General features: G+C 63.0%; 14 protein-coding genes. 6 read left to right on the top strand and 8 right to left on the bottom strand.

The genetic code is table 11. The annotated features are described in order from the left end of the window. Nucleotides 1-152: 152 nt before the first annotated feature. Entirely contained in the window at nucleotides 153-1,403 is a 1,251-nt protein-coding gene (locus AC0L14_RS27180; protein ID WP_473751350.1) for a D-amino acid dehydrogenase, read from the bottom strand. A 114-nt stretch (nucleotides 1,404-1,517) separates the two neighbouring features. Then, the gene (galE, locus tag AC0L14_RS27185) at nucleotides 1,518-2,513 is read right to left on the bottom strand and encodes a UDP-glucose 4-epimerase GalE (RefSeq protein ID WP_473751351.1); all 996 of its coding nucleotides are present in this window, start codon (nucleotides 2,511-2,513) and stop codon (nucleotides 1,518-1,520) included. A 276-nt stretch (nucleotides 2,514-2,789) separates the two neighbouring features. Between galE and hemA the strand changes: the two genes are divergently transcribed. Beyond that, nucleotides 2,790-4,067, top strand: coding sequence for a 5-aminolevulinate synthase (hemA, locus tag AC0L14_RS27190; RefSeq protein ID WP_473526030.1), 1,278 nt, complete (start codon nucleotides 2,790-2,792; stop codon nucleotides 4,065-4,067). A gap of 141 nt (nucleotides 4,068-4,208) precedes the next feature. On the opposite strand, the gene AC0L14_RS27195 is transcribed toward hemA, so the two are convergent. Together AC0L14_RS27195 and mscL are read right to left on the bottom strand one after the other, a co-directional pair. Continuing rightward, entirely contained in the window at nucleotides 4,209-5,375 is a 1,167-nt protein-coding gene (locus tag AC0L14_RS27195; protein ID WP_473751352.1) for a pyridoxal phosphate-dependent aminotransferase, read from the bottom strand. Between the two features lie 111 nt (nucleotides 5,376-5,486). Next, entirely contained in the window at nucleotides 5,487-5,903 is a 417-nt protein-coding gene (mscL, locus tag AC0L14_RS27200) for a large conductance mechanosensitive channel protein MscL (RefSeq protein WP_473636244.1), read from the bottom strand. 229 nt (nucleotides 5,904-6,132) lie between these two features. Between mscL and AC0L14_RS27205 the strand changes: the two genes are divergently transcribed. Continuing rightward, nucleotides 6,133-9,621, top strand: a complete 3,489-nt coding sequence (locus AC0L14_RS27205; protein WP_473751353.1) for a PAS domain-containing hybrid sensor histidine kinase/response regulator — start codon at nucleotides 6,133-6,135, stop codon at nucleotides 9,619-9,621. Nucleotides 9,622-9,633: 12 nt separating this feature from the next. Here AC0L14_RS27205 and AC0L14_RS27210 read toward each other — a convergent pair whose 3' ends face one another. After that, nucleotides 9,634-10,293: a response regulator transcription factor gene (locus AC0L14_RS27210; RefSeq protein WP_123146589.1), complete on the bottom strand. Its 660-nt coding sequence runs from the start codon at nucleotides 10,291-10,293 to the stop codon at nucleotides 9,634-9,636. Nucleotides 10,294-10,418: 125 nt separating this feature from the next. Next, nucleotides 10,419-10,856: a hypothetical protein gene (locus AC0L14_RS27215; RefSeq protein ID WP_473483712.1), complete on the bottom strand. Its 438-nt coding sequence runs from the start codon at nucleotides 10,854-10,856 to the stop codon at nucleotides 10,419-10,421. A 109-nt stretch (nucleotides 10,857-10,965) separates the two neighbouring features. Between AC0L14_RS27215 and AC0L14_RS27220 the strand changes: the two genes are divergently transcribed. Beyond that, nucleotides 10,966-11,316, top strand: coding sequence for a DUF952 domain-containing protein (locus tag AC0L14_RS27220; protein WP_473483715.1), 351 nt, complete (start codon nucleotides 10,966-10,968; stop codon nucleotides 11,314-11,316). Then, complete coding sequence (locus AC0L14_RS27225) at nucleotides 11,313-12,389, top strand: quinone-dependent dihydroorotate dehydrogenase (protein WP_473751354.1); 1,077 nt, start codon at nucleotides 11,313-11,315, stop codon at nucleotides 12,387-12,389. Before AC0L14_RS27220 ends, AC0L14_RS27225 begins: the two co-directional genes overlap by 4 nt. A gap of 12 nt (nucleotides 12,390-12,401) precedes the next feature. Here the strand turns inward: AC0L14_RS27225 and AC0L14_RS27230 are convergent, their stop codons facing one another. Further along, nucleotides 12,402-13,730 carry an MATE family efflux transporter gene (locus AC0L14_RS27230; RefSeq protein ID WP_473751355.1) on the bottom strand — a complete coding sequence of 443 codons (1,329 nt, stop codon included), beginning with the start codon at nucleotides 13,728-13,730 and terminating at the stop codon, nucleotides 12,402-12,404. A gap of 128 nt (nucleotides 13,731-13,858) precedes the next feature. On the opposite strand from AC0L14_RS27230, the gene AC0L14_RS27235 reads away from it, so the two are divergent. Then, nucleotides 13,859-14,761, top strand: coding sequence for a histone deacetylase family protein (locus AC0L14_RS27235; RefSeq protein WP_473751356.1), 903 nt, complete (start codon nucleotides 13,859-13,861; stop codon nucleotides 14,759-14,761). A gap of 80 nt (nucleotides 14,762-14,841) precedes the next feature. Here AC0L14_RS27235 and AC0L14_RS27240 read toward each other — a convergent pair whose 3' ends face one another. After that, nucleotides 14,842-15,105 carry a DUF6460 domain-containing protein gene (locus AC0L14_RS27240; RefSeq protein ID WP_473483724.1) on the bottom strand — a complete coding sequence of 88 codons (264 nt, stop codon included), beginning with the start codon at nucleotides 15,103-15,105 and terminating at the stop codon, nucleotides 14,842-14,844. Nucleotides 15,106-15,366: 261 nt separating this feature from the next. Here AC0L14_RS27240 and AC0L14_RS27245 point away from each other — a divergent pair, with 261 nt between their 5' ends. Then, nucleotides 15,367-17,238: an acyltransferase family protein gene (locus AC0L14_RS27245; protein ID WP_473751357.1), complete on the top strand. Its 1,872-nt coding sequence runs from the start codon at nucleotides 15,367-15,369 to the stop codon at nucleotides 17,236-17,238. Nucleotides 17,239-17,317: the final 79 nt, after the last annotated feature.

The following is a 17,317-nucleotide window of genomic DNA, read 5'->3' on the forward strand; positions in this document are numbered from 1 at the left end:
CGCAGACTGCGGAGATTTCGAAATTGTCGGCTTCAGGCATCTCACCGTCAGGCAAGATAATCTGACGCAGATTGGCGAGCTTGAATGCGGCTGGCTTGCCGAGTGGGTGCTGGGCGAATGGACCCGGTGCCGACACGACGGTTAATTCCCCCTCAATTGACGTAGACCAGCCCTTGCGGGTCGATCTCCGGCCTGCGGCCGGCGACCCGATCGGCAAGGAATTTTCCGGAACCGCAGGCCATTGTCCAGCCGACATGGCCGTGGCCGGTGTCGAGGTAGAGATTGCTGTACCGCGCCTGGCCGATGACTGGCACCGAGTTCGGCATCATCGGCCGCAAGCCGGCCCAGAGCTCGGCCTTGTTCTCGTCGAAGGCGCCGGGGAAAAGCTCCTTGCCGGTCCTGAACATGGCGGCGAAATCGCTCGGCTTGTGGCTGCGGTCGAAACCGGTGAACTCGGCCGTGGAGGCGAGCCGCAGCCGGTTGCCAAGCCTGGAATAGGCGATGAGCTGATCCTCGTCGGCGCCGCCCATGGTCGGCCCCTTGCTCTCGTCCTGCAGCGGCACGGTCGCCGTGTAGCCCTTCACCGGATAGACAGGCAGGTCGATGCCGTAGCGGCGACCGAGCAGGCCGCTCTCCGGCCCCATCGAGATGACCACGGCATCGCCTGTTATCGGACCGGCCGAGGTCATCACCGCGCGCACCCGATCGCCTTCGATGTCGAGGCCTTCGACCGTCGTGGCGTAGAGGAATTGGACGCCGAGTTTCTCGGCGGCATAGGCAGCGAGGTTTTGGGTGAATTGACTGGAGTCGCCGGTCTGGTCGATCGGCGAATAGACGCCGCCGGCTATTCTGTCCCTGGCCCCGGCAAGGCCGGGCTCGAGCTCGACCAGCCGGTCGCGGCCGACGATCTCGATCGGCAGACCGTGCTCGGCGAGATAGCGGTAATTGTCGGTGCCGGCATCAAGACTCTGCTGCGAGCGGAAGAAATAGAGAATGCCCTTCTTGCGCTCGTCATAGTGAATGCCGGTGTCGGCCGAAATGGCGTTGATGCAGTCGCGCGAATAGAGCGCCAGGCGCAGCTTGATGTCGGTGTTGGCGCGCAAACGCGCTTGCGTGCACTGGCGCAGGAAGCGCAGGCTCCAGGCGAAGAAATAGGGATCGAAGCGCAGCCGCACCTTGATGCCGAGATCGTGGTTGTAAAGCGCGCGCAGGAACGTCTTCAGCGCAGCGGGCGAGGCCCAGGCGGTGGCGTCGCCGGGCGACACCAGACCCGCATTCGATTGGCTGGTGCCGCGCGCCGCCATCGGATGGCGCTCGATCACGGTCACCTCGTGGCCGTCGCTCGCCAGATAATAGGCGGCGGCCGTGCCGACAACGCCAGCGCCAAGGACCAATATTCTCATGCTGCCCCCAAAGGATCAAATACGGCCGAAACGCCTCCACGTTTCAGCCGCGCAGCTCCTTCAATAGCGCTTCTACGCTCGATCTACGAGCCCACGGAGGGAAAAGCGGGGGCTTCAGCTCCGCGCCGAATTCTTGCCGGTCAGGATGCGCTCCCACGCCAGCGCGTCGGCGACAATCCGGTCGAGGTCGTCGTGCTGCGGGGTCCAGCCGAGTTCGCGGCGCGCCAGCTCGGAATTGGCAACCACCGCCGCGGCGTCGCCTGGACGGCGCTCGCCCATCCGCACCTCAAAATCATGACCGAAGACGCGGCGCACGCTGTCGATCACCTCGAGCACCGAATAGCCGTGGCTGTAGCCGCAATTGGCGACGAGGCTTGTCCCGCCGGCGCGCAGCCGTTCCAGCGCCAGCCGATGCGCCGCCGCCAGATCGCTGACATGGATGTAGTCGCGCATGCAGGTGCCGTCCGGTGTCGGATAGTCGGTGCCGAACACCTGCATGAACTGTCGCTTGCCGAGCGCCGTCTCGGCGGCAACCTTGATCAAATGCGTGGCGCCCGGCGTCGACTGGCCGGCGCGGCCCCTCGGATCGGCGCCGGCGACGTTGAAGTAGCGCAGCGCCGTATAGCGCAAACCATAGGCAATTGCGGCGTCGCGCAGCATCCATTCGCTCATCAGCTTGGACAGGCCGTAGGGGGATTCCGGTGCAAGGCGGGCATCCTCGCGCACCGGCTCCAGCCCGGCGCCGCCATAGACGGCGGCGGTCGAGGAGAAGATGAAATTGGGCACGCCCTCGCGCACCGCGGTCTCGATCAGCGTGCGCGTCTTGCAGGTGTTGTTCTCGTAATAACCGAGCGGGTCGGCGACCGATTCAGGAACCACGATGGAGCCGGCAAAATGGATGATCGCGTCGACCTTGTTGTCGCGGATGATCGAGCCGACCAGCTCCTTGTCGGCGACATCGCCGACGACGAGCTTTGCCTCTGGCGCCACGGCCCACTCGAACCCGGTCGAGAGCCGGTCGAGGACGACGACGCTGTCGCCCGCGTCCAGCAGTTCCCAGACCATGTGGCTGCCGATATAGCCGGCGCCGCCTGTCACCAAAACCGTCATCCGTGTCCTCGCTGCTCAAGATTTATCGGAAACTGTCTCAACACCCCCTTACTGGAAAGCCTGCCACTAGGCCATTAGTACCATTAGTGTCTGCGGTAACCAGTCTCATCGGCCGCGTGGCATCGTCCTGAAACAAAATTGATCCACATCAAGGGAATAGGCCATGATCCATGGTCGTTAGGAACAGGCTTGGGGCGTGGCATTTTGACCAAAAAGGCCAAGTAGACGTCGAATAGGGCAATGATTATGATCCCACGCAAAAATTGGGAAGCCGAAATGAACTATCAGCGGTTCTTCGAAGACGCGATCGACCAGCTCCATGCGGAGCGTCGCTATCGCATCTTCGCCGACCTCGAGCGCATCGTGGGAAAATTTCCGCGCGCCATCTGGCGCGCCAACGGCCGCGCCCAGGAAATCACCGTCTGGTGCTCCAACGACTATCTCGGCATGGGCCAGCATCCAGACGTCATCGCCGCGATGCAGAACGCCGCCGGCAAGATGGGATCCGGCGCCGGTGGCACCCGCAACATTTCCGGCACCAGCAATCCACTGGTCGAACTCGAACTGGAACTGGCCGACCTGCACGACAAGGAAGCCGCACTGGTCTTCACCTCCGGCTTCGTCTCCAACGAAGCCTCGATCTCGACGATTGCGCGGCTCCTGCCCAACTGCCTGATCGTTTCGGACGAGTTGAACCACGCCTCGATGATCGAAGGCGTGCGGCGTTCGGGCGCCGAGAAGAAGATCTTCCGCCACAACGATGTTGCGCATCTCGAAAGCCTGCTGCAGGCGGCGGGCCGCGAACGCGCCAAGCTGATCGTCTTCGAGAGCGTCTATTCGATGGATGGCGACATCGCGCCGATCAAGCAGATCGTCGACCTTGCCGAGCGCTACAACGCCATGACCTATATCGACGAGGTCCACGCGGTCGGCATGTACGGACCGCGCGGCGGCGGCATCACCGAGCGCGAAGGGCTGGCCGACCGTATCGACATCATCGAGGGCACGCTGGCCAAGGCGTTCGGCACGCTCGGCGGCTATATCACCGGCACAAGTGCCGTGATCGATGCCGTGCGCTCCTATGCGCCGGGCTTCATTTTCACCACGGCGCTGCCGCCGGCCATCGCCGCCGCGGCGACCACGTCGATCCGCCATCTGAAGCGCTCGCAGGCCGAACGCGACGCGCAGCAGCGCCAGGCGACGCGGACCAAGCAGGTTCTTACCGCCGCCGGCCTGCCGGTGATGGACTCCGCTACCCACATCGTCCCGTTGCTCGTCGGCGACCCGGAGCTCTGCAAGATGGCCAGCGACCGCCTGCTCGGCGTCCACGGCATCTATATCCAGCCGATCAACTACCCGACCGTGCCGCGCGGCACCGAGCGGCTGCGGATCACGCCGACGCCGTTCCATTCGGATCACCTGATCGCGGAACTTCAGGATGCGCTGGTCGAGACCTGGGATGCCTTGGGTATCTCCTACGGTTCTGCGGGCCGGCCGGCCGTGAGGGAAAGCGACCGCGTCATTCCGCTGCTGGTACCGAAGTCCGGCGGTTGATCTTCAGCCGAGGGCATGATGGCGGTCTCCGCTCCCGGTGCCGTGTTGTTCTTCGACGCCGCGGCATTCGAAGGTCACGGCATGGTTCCTAGGGCCTACGCGACGTCGCTTCGATTGCGCACACTCGGGCGGACCTGACTCTCACACACTCTTCATCCACTTCGCCAGCCGGTGTGCGGCTTCCTCGAGCTGGTCGAGGCGGCGGTGGAAGCACAGCCTGAGGAAGGCTTCGCCGCCGGGACCGAATGCGGTCCCGGGCGCCAGGCCGACATTGGCGCGGTCGACGATGTCGAAGGCGGCGGCGCGTGAATCGGTGATGCCGTCGACCGCGAAGAACAGATAGAACGCGCCCTGCGGCACGGTGAAGCGTGCCCTGCCGGTCGCAGCCAGGATGCCGCAGACCAGGTCACGCGCCGCCCTCGCCCGCTCCACCTGCTCGACGATGAAGGCATCACCTTCATCGAGGGCGACGACCGCGCCGCGCTGCATGAACTGGGCAACGCCGGAGGTCGAATACTGGACCAGGTTCTCGAACACCTGCTGCAGCGAAGGATGGGTCTTGATCCAGCCGACCCGCCAGCCGGTCATCGCCCAGTTCTTGGAAAAACTGTTGACGAACAGGATGCGATCCTCATCGGCCATGATATCGATGAAGGACGGCGCGCGACTATCGCCATAGTGGAACAGCGAATAGATCTCGTCGGCGATGATCCACAGGCCTGTTTCGCGAGCAAGGTCGAGGATCGCCTGCAGCGTCTCCCTGTCGGCGGTCCAGCCGGTCGGGTTGGACGGCGAGTTGACGAACAGCGCCTTTGTCCTTGGCGTGATCGCCGCCTCGATCTTGCCGACGTCGCAGGACCAGCCATTGCCGGACTGGTCGAGCGTGACAGCGACCGGGACCGCGCCCGCCACGCCGGCGGCTGCGGCGAAGTTCGGCCAGGCCGGCGACAGATAGACGAGTTCGTCCCCCTTCCCGGCGACGGCATCGATCGCCAGTTGGATGGCATGCATGCCCGAACCGGTGACGATGAATTCTTGATCGGCGAAGCTCTTGCCGAAATGCCTGACGTAATAGCGGGCGAGCGCCTGCCGCAGCTCGGGGATGCCTTTCTGCCAGGTATAGAAGGTCTCGCCGCCGGCGAGCGCCCGGGCAGCGGCATCGGTGATAAAGGCGGGCGTCGGCAGGTCGCCCTCGCCGGCCCAGAGCGGGATCATGCCGTCGCGGTCGCGGCCGCGGTTCATGACGGCGACAATGCCGCTTTCCGGCGCGGCCCGGGCCTCGGCGCGCAAATTCTCGATCAAGGTCATGGATAGATCCGTTTTCGTCTTCTGGACTGCTAGCGTGTTTTGCGACGGGCGAAAATAGAAAACCCCGGCCGAAACCGACCGGGGCTTTGGTCCAGGGAACCTGTCTTCGGACTATTTTCTGGCGAGGAGATCGCGAATTTCGGTGAGCAGCGCGACATCGGCAGGCGGAGCGGCAGGGGTGGCGGGCTTTTCTTGTTCTAGCCGCCGGCGCAGATTGTTCACCGCCTTGACCATCAGGAAGATGACGAAGGCGAGGATGATGAAGTTCAGCAGCACCGTGATGAAGTTACCATAGGCAAACACCGCGCCTTGCTTGCGCGCGTCGGCGAGGTTGGTTGCGTTTACAGCGGACGACAGACCTATGAAATAGTTTGAAAAATCGACGCCTCCAAGTGCGCCGATGAAGGGCATGATGATGTCGGTGACCAGGGAATCGACGATTCTGCCGAAGGCAGCGCCGATGATGACGCCGACGGCCAGGTCCATGACATTGCCCCTGGAAATGAACTCCTGGAATTCTTTCAGCATCCGACCCTCCTTGTTCTGACGGGCCAGGCCGCCGCCTCCGCCCGCTTCGTTCGGCCCACAGTCACAATAGCAAAGACCTGCGGTTGCAGCATCGGCAAAAGACCAGTACGGCCAAAATTCCCGAAGCCGCAGCCATCCTGCGCCGAAAGCCGCGATGGACTTGATCGCCAAGCTGTGATTGCGTCTCAGCGGGCCGGATGCAAAACCGGCAAGGGAGGATTATCGGGCCGTGCAGGGCTGGTTCATCGTCATCATCGCGATCGCCTATGTGACGTTGCTGTTCGTCATCGCCAGCCTCGGCGACCGGCGCTCAACGACATCCGGGCCTGACCGGGCCCGGCCCTTCATCTATGCGCTCAGCCTGGCGATCTACTGCACCTCCTGGACGTTCTTCGGTTCGGTCGGCCTTTCCTCCGAGCGCGGCCTTGAATTCCTCGGCATCTATATCGGCCCGGTTCTGGTGTTCGTGTTCGGCTTTCCGCTGCTTCGGCGCATCGTCAGGCTGGCCAAGACAGAGAAGATCACTTCGATCGCCGATTTCCTCGGCGCCCGCTACGGCAAGAGTTTTGCCGTTGCAGCGATCGCCACGCTGATCGCGACGATCGGCGCGGTGCCTTACATGGCGCTGCAGTTGAAGGCGATTTCCGGCTCGGTCAGCCTGATGGTCGAGCATTATACCGGCTCGCCGCCTTCCTTCGATCCGTTCGTCAGCGACATCTCGCTGGTCGTCGCCATGCTGCTTGCGCTGTTTGCGGTGCTGTTCGGCACGCGCCACGCCGACGCCACCGAGCACCAGGATGGGCTGGTGCTGGCAATAGCGGTGGAAACCGTGGTCAAGCTCGCCGCCTTCCTGGCGATCGGCCTGATGGTGACGTTCCTGATCTTCGGCGGCCCGGGCGATATGGTCGACAAGCTCGCCGAGAATTCGCAAGTTCAGCAGGCGATGAGCTACAGCACCTCGCTCGCCACCTGGCTGGTGCTGACATGTTTGAGCGGGTTCGCCATCATCATGCTGCCGCGCCAGTTCTACGTCACCATCGTCGAGAACCGCAGCGAGGCCGAGTTGCGTACCGCAACATGGGTATTTCCGCTCTATCTGGTGGCGATCAATCTTTTCGTGCTGCCGATCGCGCTCGCCGGCTTGGCGCTGGTCGGCACCAAAACCAGCAGCGATCTCTACGTCCTGTCGCTGCCGCTGCTCAGCGGTCACGATCTGTTGGCCATGGCGGCGTTCATCGGCGGCCTGTCGGCGGCGACCGCGATGGTGATCGTCGAAAGCGTCGCGCTGTCGATCATGATCTCCAACGACCTCGTCATTCCGCTGTTTGTGCGCCGCCTGCTCAAGACCACGACGTCCGAGAACGAGGACTGGTCGACGCTCATCCTCAACGTGCGGCGGGCGGCGATCTTCATCATGCTGTTCGTCGCCTTCCTCTACTATCGCGAGAGCACCGACAGCGCGCGGCTCTCCTCGATCGGCCTGATGTCGTTCGCCGCGATCGCGCAGTTTGCGCCGGCCCTGATCGGCGGGTTGATCTGGCGCGGCGCCAACGGCAGGGGTGCGGCACTCGGCATGGTCGCCGGCATCGTCGTCTGGAGCTACACGCTGCTGCTTCCTTCGCTCGCCGCGTCCGACACCGGCATTGTCGTCCACGGCCTGTTCGGCTTCGAGGCATTGCGGCCGCAAGCGCTGTTCGGCACCATCGCCGAGCCGCTGAACCACGGCGTCTTGTGGAGCCTGTCGATCAACACGCTGTTCTTCGTGCTCGGCTCGCTGTCGCGCGCGTCGGTGCCGCTGGAACGCATCCAGGCGTCGATCTTCGTGCCGCGCGAGGCGAGCCCGATGCCGAGCCTGCGCCGCTTCCGCACCACCGTCACCCTCAACGACCTCAAGGACACCATCGCGCGCTATCTTGGCGTCGAACGCACCGAGCGGTCCTTCCAGTCGTTTGAAGAGAGCAGCGGCGCTTCGTTGCACGGCAACGAACAAGCCAGCATGGACGTCATCCGCTTCTCCGAGCAGCTTCTGGCGAGTGCTGTCGGCTCCTCCTCGGCGCGGCTGATCCTGTCGCTGCTGCTGCGCCGCAACGACCGCGAATCCAAGGATGCCTTCCGCCTGCTCGACGACGCCACCGAGGCGCTGCAGCACAATCGCGACCTGCTGCAGATCGCGCTCGACCAGATGGAACAAGGCATCACCGTCTTCGACAGGGATTTCCGGCTGATCTGCTGGAATCGCCAGTATCGGGCGCTGTTCGACCTGCCCGACGAGATGGGCCAGGTCGGGGTCTCGCTCGACCGCATCCTGCGCCACCTGGCCGAGCGCGGCGACATTCCGGCCGACCAGCGGGTGGCGATGCTCAACCGCCTCACCAGTTTCGTCAGCCCCTGGCAGATGGAGCTGAAGACCAGCGGCCGCATCCTGGAGTTGCGCTCCAACCCAATGCCTGATGGCGGCATCGTCGCCACCTATGCCGACATCTCAGGACGCGTCGAGCAGGATCTGGCGCTCAAGCGCGCCAATGAATCGCTGGAACAACGCGTCAAGGACCGCACCGTCGAACTGACCCGCGTCAACGAGGAACTGGCACAGGCGCAGATGCTGGCCGAGGAGGCCAATCTCGGCAAGACGCGGTTCCTTGCCGCCGCCGGCCACGATATCCTGCAGCCCCTGAACGCCGCCCGCCTCTATTGCTCGTCGCTGATCGAAAAGGCCGGCAAGGGCCCGACCGGCAAGGCCGCAAACAACATCGAATCCTCGCTGGAATCGGTCGAGACCATTCTCGGCGCGGTGCTCGACATCTCCCGCCTCGATGCCGGCGCGATGAAACCGGACGACGCCGTGTTCAGCCTGGACGAGCTGCTGCGGCAGATCGGCAACGACTTCCAGCCGCTTGCCGCCGAGAGGAAGCTCGGCCTGACGATCATGCCCTCGTCACTCAGCGTGATGACGGATCGCAACCTGCTACGCCGCCTGATCCAGAACCTGGTGTCCAACGCCATCAAATACACGCGCCGCGGCCGCGTCCTGGTCGGTGTGCGGCGGCGCAGCGAACTGGTCGAGATCCAGGTGATCGATACCGGCATCGGCATTGCCGGCGACAAGCTAAACACGGTTTTTCACGAATTCACCCGGCTCGATGAGGGCGCACGCGAAGCTGAAGGCCTCGGCCTCGGCCTCTCCATCGTCGACCGCATCGCTCGCGTCTTGCGCCTCGAAATCCGGATCTTTTCAAGCCCGGGCAAAGGAACGCGCTTTTCCGTCATCCTGCCGGTCGCGGCAGCGCAGGAGCCACGGCGCGTGGTCACGGCGAAGGCGCCGGTCCGCACTGCTGCTTCGCTTGCCGGGCTTCGCGTTCTGTGCATCGACAACGATGCCCGTATCCTCGGCGGCATGCGACTGCTGCTCGAAGGCTGGGGCTGCAGCGTCGACACGCTTGCCGGCTCGGGGGATCTCGAGCGATCCGGAATGCGTCGACCCGACATCGTGCTTGCCGACTACCATCTCGACGGCGAGACCGGCCTTGATGCGATCGCCAAACTGCGCGCCATCCACGGCCAGGACATGCCGGCCGTGCTGGTCACCGCCGACCGCTCGAGTGAGGTGCGCGCCAGCGCCGGCAGACTCGACGTGCCGGTGATCAACAAGCCGCTGAAGCCGGCGGTGCTGCGCTCGATGATGGCCAGGGTCAGGCCGCTGGCGTCGGCGGCAGAGTAGAGCCGGAAGGGGTCAACCCGTCGCCTGCAGTGGATCGCTGCCGATCTTCGACAGCAGGATCACCGCCTGGGTGCGGCTGTCGACGCCAAGCTTCTGCAGGATGGCCGAGACATGCGCCTTGATCGTCGCCTCGGAGACGCCGAGTTCGTAGGCGATCTGCTTGTTGAGCAGCCCTTCCGCCAACATGCCGAGCACGCGCGTCTGCTGCGGCGTCAGCGTCTGCAGCCGCTTGATCAGATCGGATATCTCGGGATCGCGCTCGACGCCGAGATCGATGCCCGCTGGCGCAGCGATGTCGCCGGCAAGCACCGACTGCACGGCGCTGCGGATCTCCTCCATGCTGGCCGATTTGGAGATGAAACCCGAAGCGCCGAGGTCGAGCGCGCGCCGGATAGTCACCGGGTCGTCATGTGCCGACACCACCACCAGCGGCACCGTCGGATGGATGCCGCGCAGCGAGATCAGGCCGGAAAGGCCGCTAGCGCCCGGCATCGACAGGTCGAGCAGCACCAGATCGACGTCCTCATTGGCCACGACCAGCGCCTTGGCGCTTTCGAAATCGCCGGCCTCGTGAATGCCGGCGACGTTGCCGATGCCGGCAAGCGCCTCTCTCAGCGCACCGCGAAAAAGCGGATGATCGTCGGCGATGACGAAAGTGTAGCCCGACGGCACATGGCCCTCCCCAAATCCCATTGATGATTGTCTGCTTCTTACGGGATCAGTCGAACGATTATGCGGCGATATCAGCCGTTTTCAAGCGCAAAGCTATGCGCCGGGTTTCCCCGGTGAACGGTTGCTCAGGTTTTTTGCGGATTGGGCTTGGCGGCATCCTCGCCGCTATCCTTTTCCATGTCCTTGACGATGCCGATGAAGCTGCGCAGGAAGCGTTCCATATAGCTCATCGTCTTGTTGAAATCCTCCTCGCTGGGCAATGTCGACTCAAAGCGGGCGGCAAGCGAGTTTTCGAGCTTGACGACGCGCTGGTCGAGCGCCTTCACCGAATTTTGCAGCCGGTCGATCTCGTCCTGGAAGGCGGCGCGTTCATCGGCCGCCATCTTGCAGACGAGCTGGCCGGAACGCTCCTCGCAGATCGACATCGCACCGGTCTGCGTGTCCATGCGGACATAGCCGGTGGCCGACTTTTCCAGCCGGTAGCGTTCGGTCTCCTCCGAAAAGGCTGATGCCGCGACGAGCGAGACGAGTGCTGCGGGAATCAAGACGTGCTGCGGACGCATATTGTCCTCCATGGCCAGTAAGCGCAATTTATCGCATGTTTGCGCCGGAAATGGGGAAGAACCCTGGCCCGCTCTTTCCCGTATGGTTGGTTCGGACTATAGCGCAACCATGTCTCAGATTATCTACAAGATAGTGCCTGAAGCGTTGTGGCGCGAGGCCGAAAGAAATGGCCGCTTCACCGGCGCGCCGATCGACGTCGCCGACGGCTTCATCCATTTTTCCACCGCCGGCCAAGCCAAGGAAACGGCGGCAAAACACTTTGCCGGCCAAACCGGGCTGCTGCTGGTCGCGATCGATGGAGCCAAACTCGGTGATGCGCTGAAATACGAGGTCTCGCGCGGCGGTGCGCTGTTCCCGCATCTTTACGGCCCGCTCGACCTCAAGGCCGTCGTCTGGGTGCAATCATTGCCGCTCGGCACCGATGGCCTGCACCAATTCCCGGCGCTGGAGGCCGAATGAGCGTGCTCGACCGGCTCGGCCAGAGGTTCCTGTTCGCATTCGATCCGGAAGCCGCCCACGGCCTGTCAATCGCCGCGCTGAAATGCGGGCTGCCGGTCACCCGGCGCCCAGTGCGCGACGACAGGCTGAAAGTCAGCGTCTGCGGCATCGATTTTCCCAATCCGCTCGGCATGGCTGCCGGCTACGACAAGAACGCCGAGGTTCCCGATGCGCTGCTTGGCCTCGGCTTCGGCTTTGCCGAGGTCGGCACGATCACGCCGCTGCCGCAGGCCGGCAACCCGAAGCCGCGCATCTTTCGGCTGACATCGGACGAGGCGGTGATCAACCGGCTGGGCTTCAACAATGAGGGCCACGAGGCCGCCGAACAACGGCTTGCCGCCCGCAAGGGCCGCGCCGGCATCGTCGGCGTCAATATCGGCGCCAACAAGGACAGCACCGACCGCATCAGCGACTATGAACGCGGCGTTGTCAGGTTTGCGCCATACGCCAGCTATCTGACGGTCAACATCTCCTCGCCGAACACGCCGGGTCTGCGCAACATGCAGGCGCGTGAACAGCTCGGCGAACTCCTGTCGCGCGTCATGGCCGCACGTACGGCAGCTGCAGCGCAGCCGCCCGTCTTCCTGAAGATAGCGCCGGACCTGGTCGAGGCCGAGTTGGAGGATATCGCCGCCGAGGTCACCGAGAAGGCAATAGACGGTGTCATCGTCTCCAACACCACCATCGCGCGGCCGGGGCTGCGCAGAGCCGATCTTGCCGGCGAGACAGGCGGGCTTTCGGGAAAGCCGCTGTTCGAGCGCTCGACCATCGTGCTGGCCAAGATACGCAAACTGCTTGGCCCGGACCGCGCCATCATCGGCGTCGGCGGTGTCGATTCCGCTGAGACGGCACTTGAAAAGATCCGCGCCGGCGCCGATCTCGTCCAGCTCTACACCGGCATGATCTATGCCGGGCCGGCACTGCCGGGCCGCATTCTTGCGGGGATGGCGCGTTTTGCGGATATGCAACGGCTCAAGTCGCTGCGCGAGTTGCGCGATAGCAGCCTCGATCAATGGTCGTCCAAGCCGATCTGACCCGAAGTCGCTCTAAAACGCCGTCCGCATCCGCACACGCAAAATGATAAGCAGGCTGAAGCCGCGCACCAGCAGGAAGACGTGCAGCGCCGCCCACAGGCCGTGATTGCCGAAGGCCGGCGCCAGGATGAGCAAGGCCGCGCTGAACACAAGGAACGACAAAAGCATCATGTTGCGCATGTCGCGCGACCAGGTCGCGCCGATGAAGACGCCATCCATCTGGAACGCCAGCACGCCGCTGAGCGCGGTGAACGCCGCCCAAGGCAGGTAGATGTCAGCAATGGCGCGAACGTCTTGTGAGGTCGTGATCAGGGCGACCAGATCAATTCCACCCAGCAAAAGGACAAGCGTCGCCGTGGCGGCCAGCCCGAAGCCCCACAACAGGGTCAGCCGAACCGCCTGCCGGAATTGCATTGCGGCACGCGCACCGACGGCCCGCCCGGCGAGCTGTTCGGCTGCCGTGGCGAAACCATCGAGGAAATAGCCGGCGATGAGGAAGACGTTCATCAGCACGGCGTTGGCGGCCAGCGTCACCGTGCCGAACTGTGCGCCCTGGCGGGTGAACAGCGCGAAAGCGGCGAGCAGCGAGAACGACCGGATCATGATGTCACGGTTGAGCGACATCATGCGCAGGAATGCCGACAGGTCGAGGATGCGATGGCGCGGCAGCCGGGGCGCTGCCCAGAAACGCCGGCCGATGATCGCCAGACCAAGCAGCATGGCGACGAATTCACCGGTGACGGTCGCCCAGGCGACGCCGGCAACGCCCCAGCCGATTTCCAGCCCCAGCAGGATGCAGAGCGCAATGTTGATGCCGTTCAGCACCAATTGCAGCATCAGTCCCAGCCCGCCCTCGCCACGCCCCAGCACATAGCCGAGGATGGCGTAGTTGATCAGCGAGAACGGTGCTGCAAGCAGCCTGATGCGGATGTAGACGGCCATCGCTTCGCTGACGCGCGGCTCAGCGCTCATGAACCATTGTCCGGCGATGGCGACCAGTGGCGCAAGTGCGGCAAGCACGATGCCGGCGACGACCGCGATCAGCACAGCACGCCAGAACACCGCCTGTTCCTCCAGTTCGTCGCCGCGTCCGACAGCCTGGGCGACGAGGCCTGTGGTGCCGGAGCGCAGGAAATTGAAGGAGGTGAAGACGACATCGAAGACCAGGGCGCCAGCCGCGAGGCCGCCGAGAAGGGCAGCGTCGCCCAACTGCCCGACCACCGCAGTGTCGACGATGCCGAGCAGCGGCGTCGTCAGATAGGCGAGCGTCATCGGCACCGCGATGGCGAGCACCGAGCGATTTGTGACGACGAAAGACCGGCTGTTGGCCGTTGCTGACACCTGATCCAGGATCCCGCTTCCCCATTGCGGCTTGATCGAACAGCCGATGTGCCCCAGTTTCCGGACGCCGCGCAACCACTCATCCCACTACGGCCAACCGAAACCCGCCTCTGGCTCACCTGCCGCTCATGCTCCTGCAGATCGTTCATCATCCCGACTACGACGCCGGCTTCGCCGTCAACCATCGCTTCCCGATGAGCAAATACAAGCTGCTGATGGAAGCCTTGGGCGCGCGCGGACTGACCGGCCCCGCCGCGCTCAACGTGCCCGAACCGGCGCCGGCATCATGGCTGAAGCTTGCCCATGACACCGGCTATGTCGACCAGGTGCTGGCCTGCGAAGTGCCTGAAAAAATCGAGCGCGACATCGGCTTTCCGGTGAGCCCGCGCGTCTCGCTCAGGGCGCAGCTCGCAACGGGTGGCACCGTGCTGGCGGCGCGGCTGGCATTGCTGGACGGCATCGCCTGCAACACCGCCGGCGGCAGCCATCATGCGCGGCGCGCGCAAGGCGCCGGCTTCTGTACCTTCAACGATGTTGCGGTGGCTTCACTGGTACTGCTTGCCGAAGCTGCCGCCCGCAACATCCTGATCGTCGATCTCGACGTGCATCAGGGCGACGGCACGGCGGACATTCTCGGCGACGAGCGGCGCGTGTTCACGTTTTCCATGCATGGCGACCGCAACTATCCGACACGAAAGATCGCTTCCGACCTCGACATCGCCCTGCCCGACGGCAGCGGCGATGCGGCCTATCTCGAAAGGTTGGTCGGCATCCTGCCGGAACTCACCGCCAGGGCGCGCTGGGACATCGTTTTCTACAATGCAGGGGTCGACGTTCATGCCGAGGACCGGCTTGGCAGGTTGTCGCTGTCGAACGAGGGGCTGCGTGCCCGCGACGACATGGTGATCCGTCATTTCCGCGCGCTCGGCATCCCGGTCTGCGGCGTTATCGGCGGTGGCTATTCGACCGACGTGGCGGCCCTCGCCGCGCGCCATGCCATCCTGTTCGAAGTGGCCTCAGGCTTCGCCTGAGCGCCTATCGTTTGGGCATGATCCTTTCCGAAAACCGGTTCCACTTTTTGCTACGCTGACCTTCGGTTCGGGATCATGCTCTATTTCCGATAGTTGGCGATCCTGAGCAGGATGAAGACCGGAATGACGATCGCCGCGCCCAGCAGGATATAACCGAGAAAACGGTCAATAGCACGGAAGCCCAGATTCCAGAGATCGACGATGAAATTCCGGATGCCGTAGAGCACATCCATCGGCGACCAGCCGAATGCGTTCATGACCAGCCCGACGAGGAACGATACCACCAGCAGCTTCAGGAAAACCCGGAGCGGCGTATCGCCGAGAAAGCGCGTTAGTGCGGACAAGGCGTGTCTCCAGATTCGGTTACAGGTCCCAGAAATACGCACTTGCCGCGCTGGCATCAAGGCGGTCACCAACTCCAGTTGCCCCGGACAGCGGGTTGGCCGGATTGTCTGCTCGCCAGTCTTGACACCGATGCTGCAGTGCAGCAAAATTAGGCGACAGAGGGTGACCCGTTGATATCGATCTGCCAGACCCACTCGTATCGCCCGGTGATGGACGGACTGCGCCGTCTCGCCGTGACCTGCGAACACAGGACTTTTTGAATGAAGTACAGGCGCGATATCGATGGTCTTCGGGCCGTTGCGGTCCTGCCGGTTGTACTCTTCCATTTCGGAATCTCGGCAATTCCAGGCGGCTTTACCGGCGTCGATATCTTCTTCGTCATATCCGGCTACCTGATCACCGGAAGCCTTCTGGACGACCTTGAACGCGGCCAGTTTTCGATCATCAGCTTCTATTGGCGCCGTGCCCGGCGCATCCTGCCGGCTCTGATTTTTGTCACGCTTCTCAGCTGCATTGCGGCATTGTTCATTCTTCTGCCGTCAGATCTGCACGAATTCAGTCTCAGCGTCATAGCGGCCTCGACTTTCTGGTCGAACATCTATTTTTGGAAGACGTCAAATTACTTCTCCATCGATGCCGAGCTCCGACCGCTGTTGCACACCTGGTCGCTTTCGGTCGAGGAGCAGTACTATATCTTTGCCCCAATCCTGATGTTCCTGATCTATCGCTATTTTGCCAAGCGCTGGCTGACGATACTCCTGCCGATCATTCTCGGCAGCTTCGTGCTGGCGGTCATGGCAACATGGCTGGCGCCAAACGCGGGATTCTACCTGCTGCCGACACGAGTCTGGGAACTCATGCTGGGCGCCGTGCTCATGCTGAAACGGCCCCCGCCCTTGAGCAACCGGTTCCTTATGGAACTGGTCGGGCTGGCCGGATTTGGCCTTCTCGCCATCGGGTTCTTTGCGATCTCGGAGAGCGACTCGTTCCCGGGCTACAACGCTTTGTATCCGTGCCTCGGAACGGCCCTCCTTATCTATGTCGGCCAAAATAGCCCCTCGACGATCGCCAGCCGCATACTCGAAGTTCGGCCGCTGGTCTGGATCGGCCTCATCTCCTATTCGCTGTATCTTGTTCACTGGCCGATCAATGCGTTCGCGCACTATCTTTCGTTACAAAAACTCGACCCGTCGATGACCGTTGCGATGACGGTTGCAAGCTTCGCATTGGCTGCATTTTCCTGGAAGTACATCGAGCAGCCGTTTCGGCAGAAAAGGAGCTTCACCGCCCCGGTGCCCATCTTCGCCTTTTCAGCGGGCGCGATCGCTCTTCTTTGCGTTGGCGGGGCGGCCGGGGCGCTCGGCAACGGCTTTCCGCAAAGGTTTCCGGACTATGCCCAACAGCGGATTCCTGTCGGGGACTGGGGCAATGGCACCTGTTTCAACGAGGGCTCCAGCCGGATCGAAAGCTGGAATATCGAGGATTGCACGCGCACTCGCGGCTTCCCAACAACCGTTTTGTTGTGGGGCGACTCGTTCGCCGCCCACTATGTTTCAGGCCTGGACGCCAACATAAATCAGCTCCAGGCCAACATCGTGGAGTATACTTACGCAGGCTGTCCACCGATCCTCTCTTACTTCTCCTATGCACGCCCGGATTGCATGCCGTTCAATCAGCAAGCCCTGAAGATCGTCCAGGACGCCGGCATCAAGACGGTTGTACTCAGCGGTCGGTGGACCGACTACGAGGCCAGAAGTTTCGACGGTCTCCAGCAAACGATCGATACGCTTCGTGGTCTGGGCGTGCGCGTGTTTGTCATCGGCCAGTCCCCGCAGTTCATAACCGATGTTCGAAAAATCGCGTTCTTCGCAAAGCGCGAAAATCTCGATGATACATCGTGGCCAATGGCCATGGATCCCGACATCAACAACCGTGTGCGCGCATTTACCAAAGGCGCCACCTTTATCGATCCGCTGAATTTCCTCTGTAGTGCAGGACGCTGCTCCTACGCCGACGCAGGCCAGTTTCTTTATTTCGACTATGGCCATTTCTCTTCAGTCGGGGCCACGCTGGCAATTTCGAAATACTGGCCGGCCTTTGCCGCAGACGATGCCCTTGCCACGACGGAGTAACAGTCGGGCGGCTGGCAAGGCACGAGTGCACGCTTAACCATTGCCCGAACGCCGGCTTGCGTGGTAACGAGGCTGCTGC

This window comes from Mesorhizobium sp. WSM4841 (assembly GCF_055811515.1).